The sequence below is a fragment of the Amycolatopsis sp. NPDC001319 genome (assembly GCF_042896185.1).
Taxonomy (GTDB): domain Bacteria; phylum Actinomycetota; class Actinomycetes; order Mycobacteriales; family Pseudonocardiaceae; genus Amycolatopsis.
Genome location: NZ_JBIAWY010000003.1, coordinates 115,493 through 138,527, shown reverse-complemented (window position 1 = coordinate 138,527; position 23,035 = coordinate 115,493). Strand labels below are relative to the sequence as shown.

At 69.7% G+C, this 23,035-nt stretch carries 21 protein-coding genes; 7 read left to right on the top strand and 14 right to left on the bottom strand.

All coding sequences use genetic code 11. The features are described from left to right. Positions 1-205: 205 nt before the first annotated feature. Positions 206-1,123: an MBL fold metallo-hydrolase gene (locus ACFY1H_RS11055; RefSeq protein ID WP_366577693.1), complete on the top strand. Its 918-nt coding sequence runs from the start codon at positions 206-208 to the stop codon at positions 1,121-1,123. Between the two features lie 144 nt (positions 1,124-1,267). Continuing rightward, a complete protein-coding gene (gene gndA, locus ACFY1H_RS11050; protein WP_366577691.1) occupies positions 1,268-2,704 on the top strand; it encodes an NADP-dependent phosphogluconate dehydrogenase in 1,437 nt (478 codons plus the stop codon). A 46-nt stretch (positions 2,705-2,750) separates the two neighbouring features. Here gndA and ACFY1H_RS11045 read toward each other — a convergent pair whose 3' ends face one another. The 9 genes from ACFY1H_RS11045 to ACFY1H_RS11005 form a co-directional block, all read right to left on the bottom strand. After that, complete coding sequence (locus ACFY1H_RS11045) at positions 2,751-3,263, bottom strand: hypothetical protein (RefSeq protein ID WP_366577689.1); 513 nt, start codon at positions 3,261-3,263, stop codon at positions 2,751-2,753. 73 nt (positions 3,264-3,336) lie between these two features. Further along, positions 3,337-4,068 (bottom strand): Clp protease N-terminal domain-containing protein, encoded by a 732-nt coding sequence (locus tag ACFY1H_RS11040; RefSeq protein WP_386946134.1) that lies wholly within the window; start codon positions 4,066-4,068, stop codon positions 3,337-3,339. A 333-nt stretch (positions 4,069-4,401) separates the two neighbouring features. Continuing rightward, positions 4,402-5,217, bottom strand: a complete 816-nt coding sequence (locus ACFY1H_RS11035) for a MerR family transcriptional regulator (RefSeq protein WP_366577685.1) — start codon at positions 5,215-5,217, stop codon at positions 4,402-4,404. Between the two features lie 818 nt (positions 5,218-6,035). Then, positions 6,036-7,211 (bottom strand): 4-hydroxybenzoate 3-monooxygenase, encoded by a 1,176-nt coding sequence (locus ACFY1H_RS11030; RefSeq protein ID WP_366577684.1) that lies wholly within the window; start codon positions 7,209-7,211, stop codon positions 6,036-6,038. Positions 7,212-7,241: 30 nt separating this feature from the next. After that, positions 7,242-8,477 carry an NAD(P)/FAD-dependent oxidoreductase gene (locus tag ACFY1H_RS11025; protein WP_386946132.1) on the bottom strand — a complete coding sequence of 412 codons (1,236 nt, stop codon included), beginning with the start codon at positions 8,475-8,477 and terminating at the stop codon, positions 7,242-7,244. Further along, entirely contained in the window at positions 8,474-8,797 is a 324-nt protein-coding gene (locus tag ACFY1H_RS11020) for a 2Fe-2S iron-sulfur cluster-binding protein (protein ID WP_386946130.1), read from the bottom strand. The genes ACFY1H_RS11025 and ACFY1H_RS11020 overlap by 4 nt, the downstream gene beginning before the upstream one ends. A gap of 5 nt (positions 8,798-8,802) precedes the next feature. Continuing rightward, the gene (locus tag ACFY1H_RS11015; protein WP_386946128.1) at positions 8,803-9,969 is read right to left on the bottom strand and encodes a cytochrome P450; all 1,167 of its coding nucleotides are present in this window, start codon (positions 9,967-9,969) and stop codon (positions 8,803-8,805) included. A gap of 86 nt (positions 9,970-10,055) precedes the next feature. Next, positions 10,056-10,847 (bottom strand): IclR family transcriptional regulator, encoded by a 792-nt coding sequence (locus ACFY1H_RS11010; RefSeq protein ID WP_366577676.1) that lies wholly within the window; start codon positions 10,845-10,847, stop codon positions 10,056-10,058. Between the two features lie 250 nt (positions 10,848-11,097). Continuing rightward, on the bottom strand, positions 11,098-12,438 hold the full coding sequence (locus ACFY1H_RS11005) for a nucleobase:cation symporter-2 family protein (protein ID WP_386946125.1): 1,341 nt from the start codon (positions 12,436-12,438) through the stop codon (positions 11,098-11,100). A 79-nt stretch (positions 12,439-12,517) separates the two neighbouring features. Between ACFY1H_RS11005 and ACFY1H_RS11000 the strand changes: the two genes are divergently transcribed. Both ACFY1H_RS11000 and ACFY1H_RS10995 read left to right on the top strand, forming a co-directional pair. Further along, on the top strand, positions 12,518-13,636 hold the full coding sequence (locus ACFY1H_RS11000; protein WP_386946123.1) for a 5-methyltetrahydropteroyltriglutamate--homocysteine S-methyltransferase: 1,119 nt from the start codon (positions 12,518-12,520) through the stop codon (positions 13,634-13,636). Further along, positions 13,633-13,950, top strand: a complete 318-nt coding sequence (locus ACFY1H_RS10995) for an NIPSNAP family protein (protein WP_366577670.1) — start codon at positions 13,633-13,635, stop codon at positions 13,948-13,950. Before ACFY1H_RS11000 ends, ACFY1H_RS10995 begins: the two co-directional genes overlap by 4 nt. On the opposite strand, the gene ACFY1H_RS10990 is transcribed toward ACFY1H_RS10995, so the two are convergent. Next, positions 13,947-15,887, bottom strand: a complete 1,941-nt coding sequence (locus tag ACFY1H_RS10990; protein ID WP_386946121.1) for an amino acid transporter — start codon at positions 15,885-15,887, stop codon at positions 13,947-13,949. The two genes, ACFY1H_RS10995 and ACFY1H_RS10990, sit on opposite strands and share 4 nt — an antisense overlap. Positions 15,888-15,949: 62 nt before the next feature. After that, on the bottom strand, positions 15,950-16,552 hold the full coding sequence (locus tag ACFY1H_RS10985) for a hypothetical protein (protein ID WP_386946119.1): 603 nt from the start codon (positions 16,550-16,552) through the stop codon (positions 15,950-15,952). Positions 16,553-16,688: 136 nt separating this feature from the next. Here ACFY1H_RS10985 and ACFY1H_RS10980 point away from each other — a divergent pair, with 136 nt between their 5' ends. Further along, positions 16,689-17,477: a rhomboid-like protein gene (locus tag ACFY1H_RS10980; RefSeq protein WP_386946117.1), complete on the top strand. Its 789-nt coding sequence runs from the start codon at positions 16,689-16,691 to the stop codon at positions 17,475-17,477. A 91-nt stretch (positions 17,478-17,568) separates the two neighbouring features. Then, a complete protein-coding gene (locus ACFY1H_RS10975) occupies positions 17,569-19,896 on the top strand; it encodes an EAL domain-containing protein (protein ID WP_386946115.1) in 2,328 nt (775 codons plus the stop codon). Here ACFY1H_RS10975 and ACFY1H_RS10970 read toward each other — a convergent pair. The 3 genes from ACFY1H_RS10970 to ACFY1H_RS10960 form a co-directional block, all read right to left on the bottom strand. Then, complete coding sequence (locus tag ACFY1H_RS10970; protein ID WP_386946113.1) at positions 19,890-20,681, bottom strand: arylamine N-acetyltransferase; 792 nt, start codon at positions 20,679-20,681, stop codon at positions 19,890-19,892. The genes ACFY1H_RS10975 and ACFY1H_RS10970 overlap by 7 nt on opposite strands. A 34-nt stretch (positions 20,682-20,715) precedes the next feature. After that, positions 20,716-21,060, bottom strand: a complete 345-nt coding sequence (locus ACFY1H_RS10965; protein ID WP_366577659.1) for a YciI family protein — start codon at positions 21,058-21,060, stop codon at positions 20,716-20,718. Between the two features lie 180 nt (positions 21,061-21,240). After that, entirely contained in the window at positions 21,241-21,960 is a 720-nt protein-coding gene (locus tag ACFY1H_RS10960) for a class I SAM-dependent methyltransferase (RefSeq protein WP_386946111.1), read from the bottom strand. 149 nt (positions 21,961-22,109) lie between these two features. Here ACFY1H_RS10960 and ACFY1H_RS10955 point away from each other — a divergent pair, with 149 nt between their 5' ends. Next, entirely contained in the window at positions 22,110-22,628 is a 519-nt protein-coding gene (locus tag ACFY1H_RS10955) for a hypothetical protein (protein WP_386946109.1), read from the top strand. Positions 22,629-23,035 lie beyond the last annotated feature (407 nt).

Genomic DNA, 23,035 nt, shown 5'->3' with positions numbered 1-23,035 from the left:
TCGAACCACCCAGGTTAGTGCCTTTACCCAACGGGGTTCGATGATGACACCGCGCAGCGTTCCAGGAAATGATCCGAAAAGCCAGTCACCCCGGGTGTCACTCGCCTGGACCAGGCCATATAGCGCCTTTCGGACATCGTCGCTGCTCCATCCGGACTACCGGGGCCGGTTCTGCGCCGTTCGGTTCTGCGGCATAGTGGCGGACGTGATCGATCGCTCCCCCGGCGCCGCGAAGGTCGAGCGCCTCGCAGACGGCGTCTTCGGCTACGTGCAGCCCGACGGTTCCTGGTTCATCAACAACTGCGGCTTCGTGTCCGCGGGTGACCACACCGTGCTCATCGACACGTGCGCCACCGAGCGGCGCACGCGCGCCCTGCTGGCCGCCGTGGAGGACACGACGGGACCGGTCACCACGCTCGTGAACACCCACCACCACTCCGACCACACCAACGGCAACTACCTCGTCGGCGGCGCGACGATCATCGGCCAGCGCAAGACGCGCGACGCGATGCTCGCCGCCGGCATCGAGACCTACGACGGTGTGCTCGTCGGCAACGACTGGGGCCACCTGGAGCTGCGCGCGCCCGAGGTCGTGTTCGACGACCGGCTCACCGTCCACGCGGGCGACACCGCGATCGAGCTCCGGCACCCCGGCCACGCCGCCCACACCACCAACGACGTGCTCGCCTGGCTGCCCGAGCAGCGCGTGCTGTTCGCGGGTGACCTGGTTTTCAACGGCGGCAGCCCGTTCGCGCTGATGGGCTCGGTCGCCGGCTGGCGTGCCGCCCTCGACGTGATCCGCGAGCTGGAGCCCGCGCTGATCCTGCCCGGCCACGGCGGCCCGTGTGGACTGGAGACGGTGGACGTCGTCGACGCGTACCTGAAGTTCGTCCAGGACACGGCCGAACGCGGCAAGGCGGCGGGGCTTTCGCCGCTGCAGCTGGCGAAAGAGACCGACCTCGGGACCTTTTCGGACTTGTCCGAACAGGAACGGCTGGCCGGCAACCTGCACCGCGCGTATGCCGAACTGGACGGCGCCGAGTGGGGCGCGCCGATCGACCTCGTCGCGGCGATCACCGACATGGTCGCGTACAACGGCGCGCCCATCCGCTGTTTCTCCTGAGGCCCGGCACACGACAGAAGTGGTCCCGGTCACCGGGCCGCCCGTGATTCATTCCCCCGGACCCCCGTGAGTGTTCTCGCAGGTTCGCGTGAGCGCGAACCGGACTACGCTCGGACTCCGGCAGAGACTTCGGAAAGGGTTCGGATGAGCAAGAAGGCGAGCATCGGGGTCACCGGCCTGGCGGTCATGGGCCGCAACCTGGCGCGGAACCTGGCCCGGCACGGGCACACGGTCGCCCTGCACAACCGCTCCGAGGCGCGGACGCGCACGCTCGTCGAGCAGTTCGGCGACGAGGGCGACTTCATCCCGGCGTACTCCGCGCAGGAGTTCGTCGACGCGCTGGAGCGGCCGCGGCAGATCGTGATCATGGTGCAGGCCGGTGGGCCCACCGACGCCGTGATCGAGGAGTTCGCGCCGCTACTGGAGCCGGGTGACGTGATCGTCGACGCCGGCAACGCGCACTTCGCGGACACCCGCCGGCGCGAGGCCGCGCTGCGCGAGCGTGGGCTGCACTTCGTCGGCACGGGCGTGTCCGGTGGTGAAGAGGGCGCGCTCAACGGCCCCAGCATCATGCCGGGCGGGTCGAAGGAGTCGTACGAGTCGCTCGGCCCGCTGTTCGAGGACATCTCGGCCAAGGTCGACGGCGCGCCGTGCTGCACGCACATCGGCGCGGACGGCGCGGGCCACTTCGTGAAGATGGTCCACAACGGCATCGAGTACGCCGACATGCAGCTGATCGCGGAGTCGTTCGACCTGCTGCGCGGCGCCGCCGGCTACTCGCCCGCGGAGGCCGCCGACGTGTTCTCGACGTGGAACACCGGCCGGCTCGAGTCGTACCTGATCGAGATCACCGCCGAGGTGCTCAAGCACGTCGACGGTTCGGGCAAGCCGTTCGTCGACATCGTCGAGGACGCGGCGGAGCAGAAGGGCACGGGCCGCTGGACCGTGCAGATCGGGCTCGACCTGGGCGTGCCGATCAGTGGCATCGCCGAGGCCGTGTTCGCGCGTTCGCTTTCGGGCTCGAAGCCGCTTCGCGCGGCCGCCCGCGGGCTGGCGGGGCCGGCGCGGACGCCGCTGAAGGGTGCCGCGCTGGAGACCTTCGCCGACGACGTCGAGCAGGCGCTGTACGCGTCGAAGGTCGTCGCGTACGCGCAGGGCTTCAACCAGATCCAGGCCGGCGCCACGGAGTACGGCTGGGACATCGACCTGGGCGCCGTCGCGTCGATCTGGCGCGGGGGCTGCATCATCCGCGCGAAGTTCCTGAACGACATCACCGCGGCCTACGCCGAGGACCCGGCTCTCCCGACGCTGCTGACCGCGGGCGCGTTCCGCAAGGCCGTCGAGGACGCGCAGGACTCGTGGCGTTCGGTCATCTCCACGGCGGTGCGGCTGGGCATCCCGACGCCGGGCTTCTCCACCGCGCTGGCGTACTACGACGGCCTGCGCGCCGACCGGCTGCCGGCCGCGTTGGTGCAGGGTCAGCGTGACTTCTTCGGTGCGCACACGTACCGGCGCGTCGACCGCGAGGGTTCGTTCCACACCCTGTGGGCCACGGATTCCCGTGACGAGGTCGGTGCTTGATCGTTTGGTGAAGGGACCCCCACCCGGGTTGGTGGGGGTCCCTTTTTCATCGCGTGTACTCGGCGAGCCAAGGCGGGATCTGCGGCCGGCGGTAGGTGTTGAGGTCGTCGCGGTAGTGCTGCGGCGGCAGGAGCTGGTGGGGCGGGAAGGGTTCGTCGCCGTAGTCGTAGTTGACGCTGAGCTGGCCGCTGTTGAGCACGCTCAGGATCAGCCGCCACCACGGGCCGGCGGACATCTGCGCGGCGACGTGGCGCTGGTTGCGCAGCATCGCGGTGATGGGCTCGGGGACGTAGACGTCCTGGTGCTGGTTGCCGGCGAAGAACCGCAGGAGTGCGATTTCCGCGGAGACGGTGAAGGAGAACTCGGCGGAGAACCACTCCCAGCCTTGGGGACCGAGCAGCGCGAGCTGCTGCACGATCGGCTCCAGCAGGCGGCCGGCTTCGGCGGCGAGGGTCTCGTCGTTGTCTTCGACGATTTCAAAGCTCTGGATGGCGGGAGGGCCGTCGCCCTGGGCGTCTTCGAACGCCCGGCGGAACTCCTCCATGAACCGGTCGGCCATGCCGGCCAGCCTAGGGGTCAGGCGGTCGCCGCCACCAGAAGCAAAGCGACGACGACTGCCGGCACCACGTACCTCACTGCCCTCGCGCCGCCAGGATCTCGGCCAGGGCTTCGCGGATCTTCGCCTCCGCCGCCTCCTTCTTGATGCCCAGCCCGGCGAGCACCTCGTAGCCGGCACCTTCGCCCTGCTCCAGGATCGCCAGCAGGATGTGCTCGGTGCCGATGTAGTTGTGGCCAAGGCGCAGGCCTTCGCGCAGGGTCAGCTCGAGCGTCTTCTTACCCGCCGCGGTGAACGGCATCGGGTCCGGCACGGGGTCGACGGGCTCGGGCAACCGCGCCTCCGCCGCTTCCTTCACGGCGTGCAGGCTGGCGCCCTGGAACACCAGGATCCCGGCGGCCAGGGCGGCCGGTTCGGTGAGCAGCCCGAGCACCAGGTGCACGGTGTCGATGCCCGGGCTCTTCGCGTCCTTCGCCGCCTGCTGCGCCGCCACGACGACGTGCCGCGCGCGATCGGTGTAGCGGCCGTAGAGCCGCTCGATCATCCCGCCCGGATCACCCCCCGGGTCGACCTTCGGCACGAACCTCTTCTGGGCCGCCTGCTTCGACACGCCCATGCTCGTCCCGATTTCCGTCCACGACGCGCCACTGCGCCTCGCCTGGTCCACGAAGTGCCCGATGAGGTGATCGGCGAGCTCCCCGAGGTGCTCGCCCAGGTAGACCGCGTCGGACAGCTGCGCGAGGGCGTCCTTGTCGTTGTTCGCCTTGATGGCGCTGATGAGGTCGTCGAGCTTCACTGGGTAGGTCATGTCGTCAACTGTAGGTTGACGATTCGGTGTCGTCAACCTTGGGTTGACGATGGGTTTGGGGATGGGTTTGGGGATGGGTTTGGGGATGGGGTCGACTTGTCGGCTGGGCGAGGTTGGGCGGATCACGGCCTGGATCGGCAGGAGACTGCACCTGGCCGGTGGTTGCCGGGACGCGAGGGCCCGGCAGGTCGGCGACTTCGGCACGGCCGGATCGCTCACCGTCCAGGCTGCGTCGGCCCTGCCAGTCGCCCTCGGCACGGCCGGATCACCGGCCTCAACCGCGGCGATTCGGCCGCGCGGGCCGCGCCGGACGTGCCGGCCCAGCCGCGTTCGTCAGGCGGCCGAGACCGGGATCTGCAGCTCGGTCACCCAGCCCGTCTCGTCGCCGTCGGTGTGCAGGTAGACCTCGCGGGCGTGGCCCGGTTCGGCGCGGTAGCCGTTGTCGTCGATCCAGCGCGCGAGGGCCTGGTACGACTCGGCGATGGTGGCCATCGTGCCGCGGTGGACGAGCGTCGCGGCGTGGGCGAGGGCCGGCAGCTCCACCTCGTCCAGCGCGGCGCCCTCCGGCGACCCGACGTAGGGCGCGCAGGCCTGCACGTGCACCCGATCGTCGGCCGGCTCGTACCAAGCGATGGCCGGCCCGGCGAACTTCAGGCCCGCGCGCTCCATCCGCTCGGCGAGACTCGCGCACAGCCCGCCGACGACAGGCCCGATGTCGTCGTACTCGAACGACTCGGCAATCCCCCCGACGGCCACCACACGAGCACCCTCGACCGGCTTCACCACAACGTCCACTTCGGACATGGTGTCCTCCACTTCGATCAACCGGAGCCTCGCCTCCACGCGCGCCAGCCGCGCCGTCTCCGCCGCAACCCGCTCCGCCAGCTCCCCACGGCGCAACCTGAGCATCCCGCGCAGCTGCTCCGCGCTGGGCCGCTCGTCGAGCACCTCGGCGACCTGCTTGAGCCCGATCCCGAGATCGCTCAACGCCAGGATGCGGTTCAGCCGCGCGAGCTGGTCCGCCGCGTAGTAGCGATACCCACTGTGCGGATCCACCCGCGCCGGCCTCAGCAGCCCGAGCGCGTCGTAGTGCCGCAACATCCGCACGGACACGCGGCCGACCTTGGCGAACTCTCCGATGCTGAACATGACACCACCTACGTTCGGGTCTCACACGGTGTCAGAGTCAAGCCCACTTGGCGACGGGTGCGGCCGCCGGTCGCGGCGTCCGCGGTCCGCTCGCATGCCGGGGCTCAGTCCGAACGGTCCCCTCGCACCATTCACCGGCACGCGAAGGGTCACTTCGCGACCGCCCCACCACACGACAGGTCCACTCGCACACCCACCGGTACGCGAACGGTCCCGCCGCGACCGCCCCGCAGCACGACAGGTCCACTCGCACCCACATCACGGCCCGAAAGGTCCATTCGCACCCCACACCACCCCGCGAGAGGTCCACTCGCGACATCGCGGCCGGGCGAACGGTCCCGTCGCGCGGCACAGCTCGAGCGGTCCCCTCGCGACATCGCGGCCAGGCGAACGGTCCGGTCGCGGTTCCGGCACAGGGCGAGCGGCCAACTCGCTCACTCACCAGCGCGCAAGCGGTCCACCCGCCCTGTCATAGCCGTGCGAAGGGACCGTTCACACACTCACCGGCGCGCAAACGACCGGCCCGGCACGAAAGGCCCACTCGCGCCGTCGTGGCGCAGCGCGAGCGGTCCCCTCGCGACATCGCGGCCAGGCAAACGGTCCGGTCGCGGCTCCCGCACAGGGCGAGCGGTCCACTCGCTCACTCACCAGCGCGCAAGCGGTCCACCCGCCCCGCCATAGCCGCGCGAACGCTCCGTTCACACACTCACCGGCGCGCGCGAACGGTCCCGCCGCGGCCGGCCCACGGCACGAAAGGACCACTGGCGCCGCAGCGGCGCCAGTGGTCCACTCACGAGCCCAAGCGAGACCGGAAAACCTCAACCCCCGAACGGCAACCCCACGTAGTTCTCCGCCACGCTGGTCGCTGCGGCGCGCGACGAGGCGGTGTAGCGGAGTTGCGAGAGCTGCAACCGGCGGGCGAACGCGTCGGCGCCCGGGTCGGTGTGGAGCATGGTCGTCATGAACCAGGAGAAGTGTTCGGCGCGCCAGACGCGGCGGAGGCAGGTGTCGGAGTAGGCGTCGGCCAGGGCGGGGTCGCCCTTGAGCAGGGCGACCAAGGCGCGCGAGAGGACGCGGACGTCCGCGACGGCCAGGTTCATGCCCTTCGCCCCGGTCGGCGGGACGATGTGGGCGGCGTCGCCGGCGAGGAACAACCGGCCGTGGCGCATGGGTTCGGCGACGAAGCTGCGCATGGGCGTGATGCCCTTGTCGAGGATCGGGCCTTCGCGCAGGGTGAACTCGCCGTCGACCGCCAGGCGCAGGGACAGCTCGGACCAGATGCGGTCGTCGGACCAGGCCGCGAGGTCCTCGGCGGGGTCGACCTGCAGGTAGAGGCGCGTGATTTCCGGCGAGCGCATGCTGTGCAAGGCGAACCCACGCGGGTGGTGCGTGTAGATCAGCTCCTCGTGCGAAGGCGGCGTCTGCGCCAGGACACCCAGCCACGCGAAGGGGTACTCCCGCTCGAAGAACTGCAACACACCGTCCGGAATGGACGGACGAGACACCCCGTGGAAACCGTCGCAGCCGACAACGGCGTCACATTCCAGAACCTGCGCAACACCAGCCGCGTCCACATACCGGACCACCGGACGCGAAGTGTCCACATCAGACACAGCCACGTCCGAAACCTCGAACTCCAACGGCAATCCCTGACGTTCGTGCGCGTCCACGAGGTCCTTCACGATCTCCTGCTGCCCGTACACCGTGATCGATCGCCCGGTGAGCTCGGTCAGCGCGATGCGGTGGTCCTGGCCGTCGAACCGGAGCGAGAAACCCTCGTGCGGCAAGCCTTCCCGCGCCAGCCGGTCGCCGAGGCCGATCTCCGTGAGCAGCTCGACCGTCGGTTGTTCGCAGACCCCCGCGCGCACGCGTTGGCGCACGTACTCGCGATCGCGCGCCTCCAGCACGACGGCTTCCACGCCCTCGGAGTGGAGCAGGTACGAAAGCAGCAGACCGGCCGGGCCGGCGCCGATCACAGCGACCTGGGTGCGCAACGGGGGTACCTCCGAACGAACGAACGAACGTCAAGCCGCGGAACGCGACTTCACATGGGCTTTCAAATCGAACGAGCTGGCTTCGAGATCGGCGTACGACGGACGCAGCTCCGCCGTGAACAGCCGGCGCGCGGCGATGTGGTCGGGCGGGCGGTTCACGGACTCGACGGCGATCAGCACCCCGTCGCGGAACGACAGCACCGAGAACCGCCCCTCGGCCCGGTCGCCCGTCACCACGGTCTGGTCGGCATTGGCCAGAATGCCGACGATCTGCAGCTTCGCGCCCGTCTGGTCGGTCCAGAACCACGGCAGGCTGTCGTACGGCGCGGCGTCGCCGGTGATCGCCGCGGCGACGCAGCGGGCCTGGTCGACGGCGTTCTGCACCGACTCCAGCCGCGTCGCCGCGCCCGCGTGGACGCACGGGAAGTTGGCGCAGTCGCCGATCGCGAAGATCTTCGGGTCCTCGGTGCGCAGGTGCTCGTCGACGACCACACCGTTGGTCACGGCCAGCCCGGCCTCCGAAGCGAGCGTCGTCTCCGGCACCACCCCGACCGCGACCACGACCAGGTCGGCGGGCAGGCGCGAGCCGTCGGCCAGCTCGACCGACGAGACGTGCCCGTCGCCGTGCAGAGCCGTAACGCCCGTTCCGAGCAACACCGTGTGGCCGGCTTTTTCGTGCAGTTCCTTGAAAAACGCCGACACCTCCGGCGACGCCACCCGCGCCAGCAGCCGGTCCTGCGCCTCGACGACCGTCACGGGCCGCCCGGCGTGCGAGGCGAACTCCAGCCCGATGAAGCCGCCGCCGATGACCACGATGTTCGAAGCACTTTCCAACGACGAACGCAGCCGGTCCGCGTCGTCCCGCGTCCGCAGCATCAGCACGCCGTCGAGTTCCGCGCCGGGCACCGGCAGCACCCGGTTCCGCGCACCCGTGGCCAGCACGAGGTGGTCGTACGCAAGCTCCTCACCCGACTCCAGAATCACCCGCGAAGTCGCCCGGTCCACCGAAGCCACCCGCCCCGGCACCAGCTCGATGCCCTTCTCCGCGAAGAAGTCCTCCGGCCGCAGCCGCAGCTGTTCATCGCCCGCCGTGCCCTTGAGGTAGGCCTTCGACAGCGGCGGCCGCTGGTACGGCACGCCCGGCTCGTCGCCGACCAGGACCACCCGCCCGGTGAAACCCTTGTCCCGCAACGAAGCCGCGGCCTGGAAGCCGCTCTGGCCGCCGCCGGCGACGAGCACGGTCTCGGGCGAGGATCCTGTGGTCATAACTGCTCCTCCGGCAAACGCAGGACCAGACCGTCGAGGTCCTCGGTCACCGGAAGCTGGCAGGACAGCCTGCTGGTGGCCGCCCTCGGGCTGGCCGTGCAGTCCAACATCTCCTCTTCATCTGAGCACAAGGGCCCAAGATCGTCGAGACGCGCCGGGTCGACGTAGACGTGACAGGTCGCACACATGGCGTTACCGCCGCACTCGGCCACGATCCCGTCCACGCCGTGGTCGAGCGCCACCTGCATCAGCGAGCGACCGACCGTGGCGTCGACGGTGCGGGAGGTCCCGTCGGGCCGCATGTAGGCGACCTTCGGCATCCCGCTCACCGAACCCGGACCGGCAGCGAGGCGAGGCCACGCAGGGTGTTGGACAGCTGGGGCCGCGGCTCGCCGGTGAGCTCGATCGTCGTGACGCGCCGGGCCAGCTCCGCGAGCAGCACCTCCCCTTCGAGCCGCGCGAACATCTGGCCGACGCACGCGTGGACACCCGAGCCGAACCCGACGTGCCCGGCCGCGCGGCGCGTGATGTCGAACGTGTCCGCGTCGGGCCGGCGCCGCGGGTCGCGGTTGGCGGCGGCCAGGAAGAGCAGCACCTTCTCCCCCGCCGGGATCCGCTGGCCGCCGATCTCGACGTCACGCGTGGTGGTGCGGAAGAACGTCTGCACGGGCGACGTGAACCGCACGACCTCTTCGAACGCCGCGCGCGAGCGTTCCGGCTTCTCACGCAGCGCGGCCCACTGGTCGGGGTAGGACGCGAAGCACAACACGGCGTTGCCCAGCGCGTGGACGGTCGTGTCGACGCCGGCGCTCAGGAAGGAGCGCACGAGCAGGGCGCGTTCCTCGGCCGGGTAGTCGGCAGCGGCTTCGTGGATCCGCGCCCCGAGCCCGCCCGGCGCCAGATTCTCAGCGCGGCAGTGCTCGGCGATCCACTCGCGGGCCACGGCGCCGCGCTCCATGGCCTCGGTGACCAGGTGGTTTCGGGGGCCGAAGCCGTTGAACACCATGGCGCCGTACGGCAGCAGGTGCTCACGGCCCTCGGCGGGCAGACCGACGGCGTCGGGGAAGACCTTCAGCGGGAAAGCCTCCGCGAAGTCGGGGACGGCGTCGAACTCGCCGCGCTCCACCAGCGAAGCGACGAGCTTCTCCGCTTCTCGCGCGAAGGTGTCCCGGTAGGTCTTCACGACCTTCGGCGTCAGCACGCTCGTCACGGTGCGGCGGGCCCGGTCGTGCTCCGGCGCGTCGGCCTCGAGCAGCAGGCTCGGCGGGCGCCACGGCGTCTCCTTGCGGAAGTCGCTGAGCCCGACGCCGGCGGACGAGCAGAACGTCTCCGGATCGGTCAACGCCTGCGTGACCTCCTCGACGCGGGCCATCGCCCACACGTCGTAACGGCCGAGGCGCACGACGGGACCGGCGTCGCGCAGCCGCCGGTGCAGCGGCACGGGGTCGGCCAGGACTTCGTCGGCGAACGGATCGTCGTCGAGGGTGATCACCGGGCCTCCTCACGTCGTCGGGATGGCCCTCAGCGTGCTGGTTCGCGGCCGTTGACCGCAGCCCGTCTTCCACTGAGTGGAAGGTTTCAGTGGGTCTCGCGGTGCGCGTCTTCGGAAAGCCGCAGCGTGGCGCCGAGCGTGCGTGAAATACCGCGCGCCGCCGCCCGCACGGCCGGGACCAGCGTCAACGGGTCCGTCCCCTCGGCCGGCACGACCACGGAAATCGACGCGACGACCGTGTCCGACGCGCCGCGCACCGCCGCCGCGACGGAGAGGGCGGGCAGCTCGATCTGGCCGTCGCTCACCGCGTAGCCGTTGCGGCGGACGTCGGCCAGCACCCGCCGCAGCTGCTCGGCCGAGCGGATCGTCTTGCCGGTGTAGCGCTTGAGCGGCAGCGCGAGCACCTGCTCCTGCACCTCGGCCGGCGCGTGCGCGAGCAGCACGAGCCCGACGCCCGTCGCGTGCAACGGCAGCCGCCCGCCCACCCGCGAAATCACGTTCACCGCGCGGCGCCCGGAGAGCCGTTCGAGGTACACGACCTCGGCCCCGTCGAGCACGGCCAGCTGCACGTTCTGGTGCGTGGCCTCGTAGAGGTCCTCGAGGAACGGCATCGCGCTCTCCCGCAGCTGCGCCCCGTGCGGCGCGAGCGACGCCACCTCCCACAGCCACAGGCCCACGCGGAACTGCCCCTGCTCGTCGCGCTGCAACGCCCCGCGCCGCACGAGCTCACCCGCCAGCCGGTGCGTCGTCGACAACGGCAGCCCGGCCCGCCGGCTCAGCTCGGACAGCGTCAACACCGGTCGCTCGGACGTGAACGCGCCCAGCACGTCCAACACCCGCTCCACGACCGACGGCGGCCGCTGCGCGTTGTGCCGCATGGGTGTCAGTCAAGCACCCCTACGGTGCCGGTGTCTCAGGTGAGCACAGGCCAGTGCGCCGCTCGAGTGGCGCGCCGCGTGTCCGGGCCGAGCGGGCACTCAACCTGCCGATCGTCGGCGAAGTGGTCCATTCGCAACCCCGCGACGCCGCCCACCCATCCGGACGAACGCGCCGCCATCTCGTCCCAGCGCATCGACGCCGCTGCCTTCGGTGCGACCGCGGCGATGCCGGCGGCACCGTCAAGCACCCCTACGGTGCCGCCAGCAGGTCCGGATCCTTCCTCGCCCCCAGGTGGTTGAAGAGGAGGTTCAGCAGGAACGCCAGGATCGACGTCAGCGTGATCGGGCTGCCGCAGATGGTCTGGAGCCACGCGGGGAAGTGCTGGAAGAAGATGGACGTGCCGAAGCGGTCGGTGGCGAAGGCGGGCAGGAGGCCGACGCCGAGGGACACCGCGACGATGAACGTGTTGTGGTTGCCCGTGAACTCGACCTTCTTGAGGTTCTGCACGCCCACCGCGGCCACCATCGCGAACATGATCACCGCGACGCCGCCGACGACCGGTTCGGGGATCGAGGCGATGGCCGCGCCGACCTTCGGCACGAGGCCCATCAGCACGAGCAGGCCGCCTGTCACGGCGACGACCCACCGGCTGCGCACGCGGGTCATCTGGACGAGGCCGACGTTCTGGGCGAACGCGGTGTCGGGGAAGGAGTTCATGAAGCCGCCGAGGATGGCGGACAGGCCGTCGGTGGCGAGGCCGCGGGCGACGTCGGCGTCGGTGGCCGGGCGGCCCGTGATCTCGCCGACGGCGATCATGTCGGCGGTGGACTCGGTGAACGTCACCAGCATGACCACGCACATCGACAGCACGGCGGCGATCGGGAACGTCGGCGCGCCGAAGTGCAGCGGGGACGCGAGCCCGAACCAGCTCGCCTGCCCGACTCCGCCGAACTGCGTCAGGCCAAGGGGAATCGCCACGATGAGCCCGACGGCGAGCGCCACCAGCGGCGCGATCTGCGCGACGAACCCGCGCAGTACCCGGGTCAGCAGCACGATCAGCGCCACCACGCCGAGGGCGATGCCGAGGTGCGACGGGGTCGCGTAGTCGGGGGCCTCCGTGTCGTGGCCGGCGATCATCGCCGCGCCCGGGCCGAGCAGCGAGATGCCGATGACCAGCAGCAACGTGCCCGAGACCAGCGGTGGGAAGAACCGGATCATCTTCGCGAACGGCCGTGCCAGCAGGAGCCCGAACACGCCCGAGGCGATCATCGAGCCGTACACCGCGGTGAGGCCGTACTGCGAGGCGATCAGGATCATCGGGTTGACCACGGTGAACGTCGCGCCCGCGACCACCGGCAGCCGCACGCCGATGAGCTTGCCGATGCCGATGGACTGGACCAGCGTGGCGATCCCGGCCACGAAGAGGTCGGCGTTGACCAGCAACGCGATCGTCGCCGCGTCGAGCTTCAGCGCGCTGCCGACGATCAGCGGCACAGCGACCGACCCCGTGTACATGATCGCCATGTGCTGCAGGCCGAGCAGGAGCAGCCGCCCTGCGGGGAGGCCTTGGTCGACCGGGTGTTTGGTCATGGGGGCAGCCCTTTCACGCGGATCCGATCGCGCATCTTCTCACGACGCATACCGCCGGTTTGTGTGTGACGATGCGAGGATGACTCCGCGTCCCCCCTTCCGCGCCGACCACGTCGGGAGCCTGCTGCGGCCGCCGGTTCTGCGCGACGCCCGCCGCCGCCACGCCGCGGGTGAGATCACCGCCGAACAGCTGAAGGCCGTCGAAGACGACGCGATCCGCGACGTGATCAAGATGCAGAAGGTCGCCGGCCTGTCCTCGGCCACCGACGGCGAGTTCCGCCGCGCGTCCTGGCACATGGACTTCATCTACTCACTCGGCGGCATCTCGCAGAGCGACGAGCGCCTGCACGTGAAGTTCCACAACCTCGCCGGCGACCTCGAGTTCAGCCCGCCCGGCCTGCAGGTCGACGGCCGCGTGCGGCTGGACCAGCCGATCTTCGCCGAGCACTTCGCGTTCCTCAAGTCCCACGTGGACGCCGGCATCACCCCGAAGCTCACCATCCCGTCGCCGAGCATGATCTACTACCGCGGCGGCCGGGCGGCGGTGAGTGAGACCGTGTACCCGGACCTGGAGGAGTTCTTCGCCGACCTGGCCACGGCGTACGCGGCGCAGCTGACGGCGATGGGCGAGCTCGGCTGCACGTACCTGCAGCTCGACGACACCAGCCTCGCGTACCTCAACGACCCGGCGCAGCGCGAGCTCGTCGCGCGCATGGGCGGTGACCCGGACACCCTGCACCTGCGCAACATCCAGCAGATCAACGCGGCGCTGCGCGGCCGGACCGAGGGCATGAGCGTGACGACCCACCTGTGCCGCGGCAACTTCCGCTCGTCGTGGGCGGCTTCGGGCAGCTACGAGTTCGTGGCCGAGGCGCTGTTCGGCGAGCTCGGCGTCGACGGCTTCTTCCTGGAGTTCGACGACGAACGCTCCGGCGGCTTCGAGCCGCTGCGGTTCGTGCCGCCGGGCAAGCGCGTGGTGCTCGGTTTGGTGACCACGAAACGGCCGGAGCTCGAAGACGCGGACACGTTGGTGCGCCGTATCGAGGAGGCTTCGCGGTTCGTCGACATCGGCCAGCTCTGCCTCTCGCCGCAGTGCGGTTTCTCGTCGACTGAGGAAGGCAACGAGCTCACCACGGACGACCAGCTGCGCAAGCTGGAGCTCATCGTCTCGACCGCGGAACGGGTGTGGGGCCGGTGATCACCTGCGTGGTCGACTACGTCATCGATCCCGCGAAGATCACCGAGTTCGAACGGTTCGCCCAGGCGTGGATGCGCCTGGTCACCCGCGAAGGCGGCGTGCACCACGGCTACTTCCTGCCCGCAGAAGGGGCGAGTGACGAGGCCAGGGCGTTGTTCAGCTTCGAAAGCCTCGCCGCGTACGAGCAGTACCGCGCGCTCTTCGGCGTCGACCCCGACTTCATCGCGGCCGACCGCATCCGCGACGAGTCCGGCTGCGTCGTGCGGCACCGCCGCACCTTCATGCGGCCGTTGATGCCGGACGACGACAGCTAACCCACGTGCACGAGCGGCCGCCGGTGCGGATCGGGTTCCGCGCGCCGCAAGACTTCCCGCGTCACGGGGGCGATGTCGCCGTCGCCGAAGATGAGGTAGCGGATGATGAACTTGAAGGGGTTGCCCTCGGTCCAGGCGAAGTAGATGTGGGGCTGTTTCCCGGTTTCGTCGCGGATGTGCAGCAGCACGGCGGCGATGGCGTTGGCGATCGACGGGCTCTTCATGCGCAGGATCCGGTAGCCCGCGCGCTTTTCGCCGTGGACGCGCAGCGTGGTTTCGAAGTCGGACGCGTCGGAGATCGTCACCTCGAGGAAGAGGATCGCGCAGTCGGTCGGGATGTGGTTGTCCTCGCGGGCTTCGCGTTCCTTGTCGCGGTACTCGGCCTCGTCGCGGGCGTCCGGTTCGTTGGCGATGATGCGGATTTCGCCCGCGCGCACGGCCTTGTCGAGGATCCGCTGGGCCGCCGCGTCGAAGTCGACCTCCTCCACGCGCAGCTCCAGCGACCGCGTCGCGCGCGAGATCATCGACGTCAGCACGATGGCGACGATGAAGAACGCCGCGATCTTCACGCCGTCCGGACGCTCGATCACGTTGGCGATGGTCGTGTAGAGGAACACGAGCGTGATCACCAGGTACGCCACGAACGCCCGCCGCTGCCGGCGCCGGCGGGCCGACAGCGTCACCGCCACGGCGGCCGAGGAGATCAGCACCAGCACGCCCGTCGCGTACGCACCGCCCTGTTCCTCCACGTTGGCGTCGAAGATCAGCGTGATCACGAACGCGATGAGCGCCACCACGATCACCAGCGGCCGCGTCGCGCGGGCCCAGTCGGGAGCCATGCCGTAGCGTGGGAGGTAACGCGGCACGATGTTCAGCAGCCCCGCCATCGCCGACGCGCCGGCGAACCACAGGATCGCGATCGTGCTGACGTCGTAGACCGTGCCGAAGACGTCGCCGAGGTACTGGTGCGCGAGGAACGCGAGCGCACGACCGTTGGCCGCGCCGCCGGGCTGGAACTCCTGCTGCGGGATCAGCACCGTGGTGGCGAAGCTCGACGTGATCAGGAACGCGCTCATCGTCAGCGCCGCGGTGAGCAGCAGCCGGCGCGTGTTGCGGATACGGCCTTCCGGCTCCGGTTCGGTGTCGCCCGGCTTGCCCTTCACCAGCGGCATCACCGAAACACCCGTCTCGAAGCCGGACAGGCCCAGCGCCAGCTTCGGGAACACGACCAACGCCACGCCCACCATCAGCCACGGATTGGGGTGCTGAGCCACCAGCAGGTTCTGCCAGTCGACCACCAGTTTCGGGCTCGTCACCACGTGCTCGACGGCGGTGGCGACCACGACCACGTTCAGCGCCAGGTACACGCCCACCAGCACCACCGCGACGCCGATCGCCTCGGCGAACCCCTTGAGGAACACCGCGCCGAGCAACGCGATCAGCACGAGCGTGATCCACAGCTGGCCGTTGTGCAGGGCGGACGGGGCGAAGGGGTTCTCGACCACGTGCGCGGTGGCGTCGGCGGCCGAGAGCGTGATGGTGATGACGAAGTCGGTGGCCACGAAACCCAGCAGCACCAGCACGAGCAGCTTGCCGCTCCACCACGACAGGAGCTTCTCCAGCATCGCGATCGAGCCCTGCCCGTGGGGGCTTTCTCGCGCGACGCGGCGGTAGATCGGCAACGCACCACAGAGCGTGAGAATCACGAGCACGACCGTCGCCAACGGTGACAGCACGCCGGCGGCGAGCGCGGCGATGCCGGGCTGGTAGCCGAGGGTGGAGAAGTAGTCGACACCCGTGAGGCACATGACCTTCCACCACGGGTGTTCGGCTTCCTTCGCGGTCTCCCGCTTGCCGCCCTTCAGCTGCTCGGCGCGTTTGTGCTCGCCTTCGAGCAGCCACGTCCGCAGGCCGGGCCTGGTCTTGACCTTCACCACGCCGTGATCATGCCCGGTCAGGACTGGTCAAGACTGGTGATGTCGGTTAACAGCAGCCGAACTCAGATGCAGAGAATGCCCAGCACACACGGCCGGTTGGTCTTCGTCGTAGTCGTCGGGGGCGGAGGCGGCGGAGGCTGGTTGTCCGACGAGATGCCACCCGAACCGGGCGCGGTGCCCGTCGGCGAGGTCGGCGAGTCGGATCCGCTGGTCGCGGTGCCGGAGTTGCTGCTCGACGTCGTGCCGGGCTCACCACCGCCGCGCGGGTTGAGCGGGTCGATGATCGACGTGATCTTCGGGGCGCTGGCCTCGGTGGTCTCGTCGTCGCTCGAAGAGGTCGAGTCGTGGCCCTGCCCGGACCCCGCGATCGTGGCCGGCGGCGGGTTCGACTCCGAGACGCCACCCGCACCGTCGGTGCGGTCGGGCATCTCGATGACCTTCATCTCGGTGAGGCGCGTGGCCTCGTCGTTCGCCGTCGTGCCGAACGACACCAGGATCGCCGCGGCGCCACACCCGACGACCACCGCCACCATCACGGCGACCATGCGCCAACGCGAGCGCGAAGGCGGCGGCAGACGTTCGCCCCAACCTTCGCGCACGAGTAGCTCGGCGACCGAAACCTCTTCGTCCACCAGCGGGCCTTTCACCAGGAGTGGGCCATTCATACCGCACCAGGCCACCGAACGGGTGAATAATGACAGAAAGTTCTACGCAGTGTGCGTCACTCTAGCGGGTGAGAATCACAGCGGTTTCACAGCTGCCCTTAGCGAAACTCCCAGGATGCCCGGAGAGCCTGGAGTAATGCTGCTGCGAGCCCGACAGCCGGTCACCCTCCGAGACTGGTGGACCCACCGGCTCGTCGGCGAGGCCGCGCCCACCCGGGTGACGCTGACCTGGCGAGCAGTGGGCCGCAGCTTCGCGCGGGCGCTGCCGACCCCGCGGTCGACACCGTTCACGTTCGGTTACCTCATCGTCCTGCTCGGCACCACGCTCGTGCTGCGCTTCGCCGACCCGGTCGTCACGGCCAAGCTGTTGCAGCTCTCGAGCACCGACGCCCACAACCTCTGGCGCCGCCCGCTGGTCTCCCTGCTCAGCAGCGCGCTGTGGCTCGAAGACGGCGGCTGGCTCGCCTACGCGATCATCTTCACCATCGCGCTCGCCCCGCTCGAACGCCGGTTCGGGCCCGGCCGCACGGCGATCGTCTTCTTCAGCGGCCACGTGCTGGCCACGCTCGCCACGGAAGTGCCCGTGATGCTGCTGATCAGCGGCGGCGTACTGCCGACGACCGCGAGCCGCTGGCTCGACATCGGCGTGAGCTACGGCTTCTTCACCACGGCGGGCGCGCTCGTGTTCCTGCTGCGCGGCCGGCTGCGCATCGCGGTTCTCGTGGTGATGGAGCTGTTCATCGCCGTGGTCTGGGTGTCCGATTCGCCCGGCAGCCTCGATTCCGTGGTCACCGTGCTCGGCCACGCGTGCGCGGCGCACTTCGGCCTCTTCTACTGGGGCCCACGGCTTCGCGACTCCGTGAACCGGCGTCCGAGGGGCGCGACACCGAGGGAATTCGCGGAGCCGGGGCCCGGCGGCACGTGATATACGAAGGTTCCCCGGCGCATATACACGACTGATCCCTTGGTGGTGTAATCGACGGGCCACACGCCGACACAGGGGGACCGGACGCACTATGGAGGCCGACGCCCTAGCCAAGGCGCAGCTCGCGGAGCTGGCCGAACGCTACCGGCGGCTCGTGGAGCTGAGCGCCGACGCCACCTGCGTGCACGAAAGCGGCGTGATCACCTACGCCAACCCCGCGGCGCTCGATCTCTTCGGCGCCCGGTCGACGGCCGAGGTCGTGGGCCGGCCGGTCACCGACTTCGTGGTGGCCGAACGGGACCGCGCCGAGGAGCCTGCGGCCGAACCGGTCGAAACGGTCGTGAAACGAGTCGACGGCAGCACGTTCGCCGTGGAGACGGTGTCGCTGCGCACCGGCGACGAGGCCGCGTCGGCGATCCAGGTCGTGATCCGCGACGTCGCCGGGCTCCGGGCCGCCGCCACTCAGGCCGCGCTGGTGTCGCAGGTGAGCGACGCGATCATCGCGGTGACCGCGGACGGCATCGTCACGAGCTGGAACCCCGCAGCGGAGACCGTGTACGGGTGGACCGCGGCCGAAGCCGCCGGCCGGCCGGCACGCGAGCTGCTCGGCGCCGATCCCGATCCCGTGGCGGTCCAGCTCGCGGGAGGCGTGGTGCAGCAGACGCACCACCATCGCGAAGGGGCTCCGCTCTCGGTCCGCGTTTCCGCAGCTGAGATGAATGACGGCCACGTACTCGTCTGCGCTGACGAGACCGCGCGCCGCCGAGCGGAGCAGCACTACCGCACGGTGGTGGCCGCGCTCGACGAAGGTGTGCTGGTCGTGGGCCCGAAAGGCCTGATCGAGTCGGTGAACCCCGCCGCGAGCCGCATCCTCGGCGTGCCGGCCGACGAGCTGATCGGCGTGCCGTGCTCGTCGCTCGTGCTCTTCGACGAGTCCGGGCACCGGCTGTCCGAGGACGAGCTGCCGTCGATCTCCACGCGCCGCACCGGGATCACGCAGAACGGCCTCGTCCTGCGCCTGCGCCGCGCCGACGGCCGCGACGTGTGGGTGGCGCTGACGTCGCGGCTGCTCAACCCGGACGACCCCGTCGGCGTCTCCGTGGTCACGTCGTTCACCGACATCACCGAACGGCGCGCCATCAGCGCCCGCCTGGCCCACGACGCGACCCACGACCCGTTGACGCGCCTGGCGAACCGCACACTCGTGCTCGACCGGCTCGATCGCCGCGACCGCGTCAACCCGACCACGGTGCTGTTCCTCGACCTCGACAAGTTCAAGATCATCAACGATTCCCTCGGCCACTCCGTCGGTGACCAGGTGCTGCGGATCGTCGGCGAACGCCTGCGCCGCGCCACGGCCGCGGCCGACGTGGTGGGCCGTTTCGGGGGTGACGAGTTCGTGGTCGTCACGGCCGGGGCCACAGCCGACGCCGAGGTGCGCTCGCTCGCGGCACACCTGCGTTCGGTGCTGGCGGAGCCCATTTCCGTGCACGGACGCGAGCTCCACGTGGACGCGAGCATCGGCATCGTCCTCGTCGCGGCGGGCGACCAGCGCAGCGCCGAAGACCTGCTGCGTGACGCGGATGTCGCCATGTACCAAGCAAAAGCGCTCGGCCGCGGGCGGCACGAGTTCTTCGACGTCGCCCTGCGGATGCGAATGCAGCGGCGGCTGCGCATGGAGCAGGACCTGCGCGACGCGGTCCACAGTGGACAGCTGTGGCCCGCGTACCAGCCCGTGGTCGACCTGCACACCGGCGAAATGGTGGGCGTGGAAGCGTTGCTGCGCTGGACGCACCCCACCCACGGCGCGATCTCGCCCGCGGAGTTCATCCCGCTGGCCGAGGAAAGCGAGCTGATCAACGAGATCGGCAAGTTCGTGCTGCGCGACACCACGCGCGAGGTGGCTTCGCTGCGCGCGGCCCGCGGTCTGGACCTGTCGCTGAAGGTGAACCTTTCCGTGCGCCAGCTGGAAGATCCACAGCTGGTGCCGGCCGTGCGCGACGCACTGGCGACGACGGGCCTCCCGGCTTCCGCGTTGTGCCTGGAGGTGACGGAGAGCGCGCTGATGCGCGACGAGGTCGCCGCCGCGGAAGTACTGGCAGCACTGCGTTCCCTCGGCGTGCTGCTCGCGATCGACGACTTCGGCACGGGCTATTCGTCGCTGGCGCAGCTGCGCCGCATGACGCTGGACACGCTGAAGATCGACCGCTCGTTCATCACCGGCATCGCCGACTCCCGCGACGCCGCGGCGATCGTCGCGAGCATCATCGCGATGGCGCACGCGGTCGGCTTGACCGTGGTGGCCGAGGGGGTGGAGACGGCCGAGGAGCTGGCGTTGCTGCGTCAGCTCGGCTGCGACCAGGCCCAGGGGTACCACCTGGGCCGGCCGCTGCCTGCCGCGGAGCTGTTCGCTCAGTAGACCTTCAGCAGTGCGTCGAGTTCTTCGTCGGTGAGCACGATGTCCAGGTCCGCCAACGTCTTCTCCAGCTCTTCGGGCGCGATCGTCCTGGTCACGTCCGTCATCCCGGGCCGGGACTCGGTGAGCTCCCGCCCGATCATGCGGCGCAGCCGGCCGTCCTCCAGTCGCATGAGGACCAGCCGCCCGAAGAACACCGACTTCGGGTGGGTGGAGATGTAGTGGTGGTAGACCTCGTAGTCCACGGGCCGGCTGCGGACCTGCGCGAGGAGCTCGTGGAGGTCTTCCCAGCCGTGCTGGTCCTTCTTCTGGAAGACCCACCAGTCGTCCCGGCGGATGAGCCGGTGCGGCCACCCGCCCTGGTCCACCACCGCGCCGTCCTCGAACGGCATCGGCACGAGCATCCCTGACCCGAACCCGACGTCGACGAGGTACGGCGTGTTCTCCACGGTGACGATCAACGTCATGTGCGTGTACGGCCCGCCCCGGTCGGGCTGCACCCGCGAAACCGTCCGCTGCACGTCGTACCCCAGCCGTTCCGCGACGGCCGCGAAGAGGCCGGCCTGCTCGTAGCAGTACCCGCCTCTTCGCCGCGTGATCAGCTTCTCGCTGACGACGTCCAGCCCGATCCCCCGATGCCGCCCGAGCACGACGTCCACGTTCTCGAACGGAATCGTCTCGACGTGCGCCCGCGTCAACTCCCGCAGCGCCTCGGCTGACGGTGGCCGACGCGGGCGCCCGACCCGCTCGAGGTACGCGTTGACGTCCACGGCGTCGATGTTCCACATGGTGATCAGCGTGCAACCTCGACCTCGGTGCAGGTCAACCCTCGTACTCGACCGGCCGCACCTCCACCGCGGTGTGCTTCGCCTCCGGAACCTCGGCGGCGAGCTCGATCGCCCGGTCCTTCGTGGGGACATCGACGAGGTAGTAGCCGCAGAGGAAGGTCTCGCTGCCGTGGATGAGGCCGATCTCGGGCTGCGTCTCGCCCTCGCGCACCCGCACGGTGACACTTTCGCCGGGCCCGGCCAGCGCCTTGGTCTCGACGAACTCGGCGGCGTTGTTCTTCATGAAGGCGCCGTGTCCGTCGTACACGTCCTGCTTCGCGCTTTCGGGGAGGCTCTCCCACAGGGCGGGGGTCATGTTGATGGTGAGCAGGTACTTCACGGTGTGCTCCTTGGGTCTCGACGGTGTCTTTCGCCGAGTGGTCGGAGCCGGCGTGGTGGTCCGGACACGGCCGCGCGAAGTTTTTTTGCGGATCCGCCGAAGCAGGCCTTCACCCGATTCACCACGTCCCCGAGCAGCCTCGACTTGTGCCCGATCGATCGCAGCCACCGTCGTGCGTCTTCAGGCTCGACTGGTCACCACGTACCGCTCATCCTCGATCTCCGCACCCCACAAGGCCGGGTCGTCCAGTTTCTCGACGCCCGCTTCCCGCCGGTGAGCCAGCACGTGTCCTTGACACGCCGCCGCGGTCAGCCCGGCCCCGGTGGACCACCGGCCCTCGATCAGCACGAGCCGCCCGCCGGGCCTCAGCAGCCCGACCCACCGCGCCACCGCGGCCGCGGGATCGGCCATCGCCCACAGCACGTGCTGGCTGAGCACCACGTCGTACGCACCCGCCGGCGGATCCGCCACGTCGCCATGCCGAAACTCGACCTGGACTCCGGCCGCCGCCGCCTTTTCCTCGGCGAGCGCCAGCATCCGCCGGGACAGGTCCACCCCACACACCTCATAGCCGGCCTCGGCCAACAACACGGCGAGACTTCCCGTCCCACATCCCAGATCAACCACGGACGCCGGCGCCTTCGGCAGCAACGACAGCAGAAGCTCCCGCCACGCCTCGCGCACGACGGGGTCGCGCAACCCGTGATCGGGCTGCTCATCGAACTCCGCGGCGTGCGCGTCCCACAGCTCGTGCGTCACGTTCGGCATCCTGCCAGCGGCGTCCGCCACGGAGACGCGCTTCACCTTGCGCGGTTCTCTGAGCCAGGCTTCGAAGAACGCACGCCGCTCCAACCCGCATAGTTTTTCACGCACAGCAAGAAGATTCGGCGAACAAGCCACTCCGAGTGATCACAAGTGGATCTCCGCGAGCGGGAATTCCGGGAATGTCCGGCAGGATTCGGTGCATGCGTTTGTCTCGAAGATTCATCGCCGCCGCCTTCGTGGCGGCGGCTGCCGCAGGATGTTCGACCGGTGCCAACGGAGCCGTCGTGGCGGCGCCGGCCTCCAGCAGCAGTCCTGCGCCCACCACGAGCGCCAGCCCTCCCCCGCCGCCGTTCGTGCCGGCAGTGTCGCCGGCCAAGCTGACGGCGGCGTGTCCGTTTCTGGACTCGGCGGAGATCGCAAAGGCGTTCAGCGACCCGAACATTTACGACAGCAGCGAACAAATCCCGTCAGTCCAGGGCGGGCTCACCGTCTACACCTGCAAGTACCACCGCACCGACGACGACGGTTCCCTTCTGGCAGCCCTCGAGATCGCCGAGACCCCGACAATGGTTGCGCAGAAGACACTGCTGCAAGTCGCCGAACAGGAGTGCGCCGACAAGGCGCAGCCGCTCGGTGAAGCCGCGATCTACTGCCTCAGCAAGGGCAACGGCACCGACATCGCGGTCATCGAGCCGAGCCACGGCGTGACCCGTGTCGCCCACCTCTCCTTGGCCGCTCCGCGCAACGACGGGTTCCGCGCCGGCTACACCACGCTGGCGAAAACCCTCGCCGAACGGCTGTGATCACCACGACACCGGCGGCCGAACCGAAACACAGCAAGTAACACGATCATCGGGGACGTCGCGTCCCGTGGAGGCGGCACGAGCCGCCTCCACCGCGGCGTCCCCGCGATCGTCGCCCCGGCGTTGACGCCACTCGCGCCAAATCCGCCCTCAGACACAAGAAAGCCGCCCTGACGTGAGTCAAGACGGCTTCTTCGAGCGTGGCCAGGGCCGGGGTCGAACCGGCGACCTTCCGCTTTTCAGATCTCGGCAAGACCGTTCAGCACGGTTTATCCGGCGCTAACGCGCTGGTCAGAGCAACCGCTGCAACGGTGGCGACAGCATGAACGGACATGAACTGAGACGGGGACTGAGACGGGCAAGCGACAGCCTGACCAGCCGATACGCCCCCCGGGACGTCGGGGGTT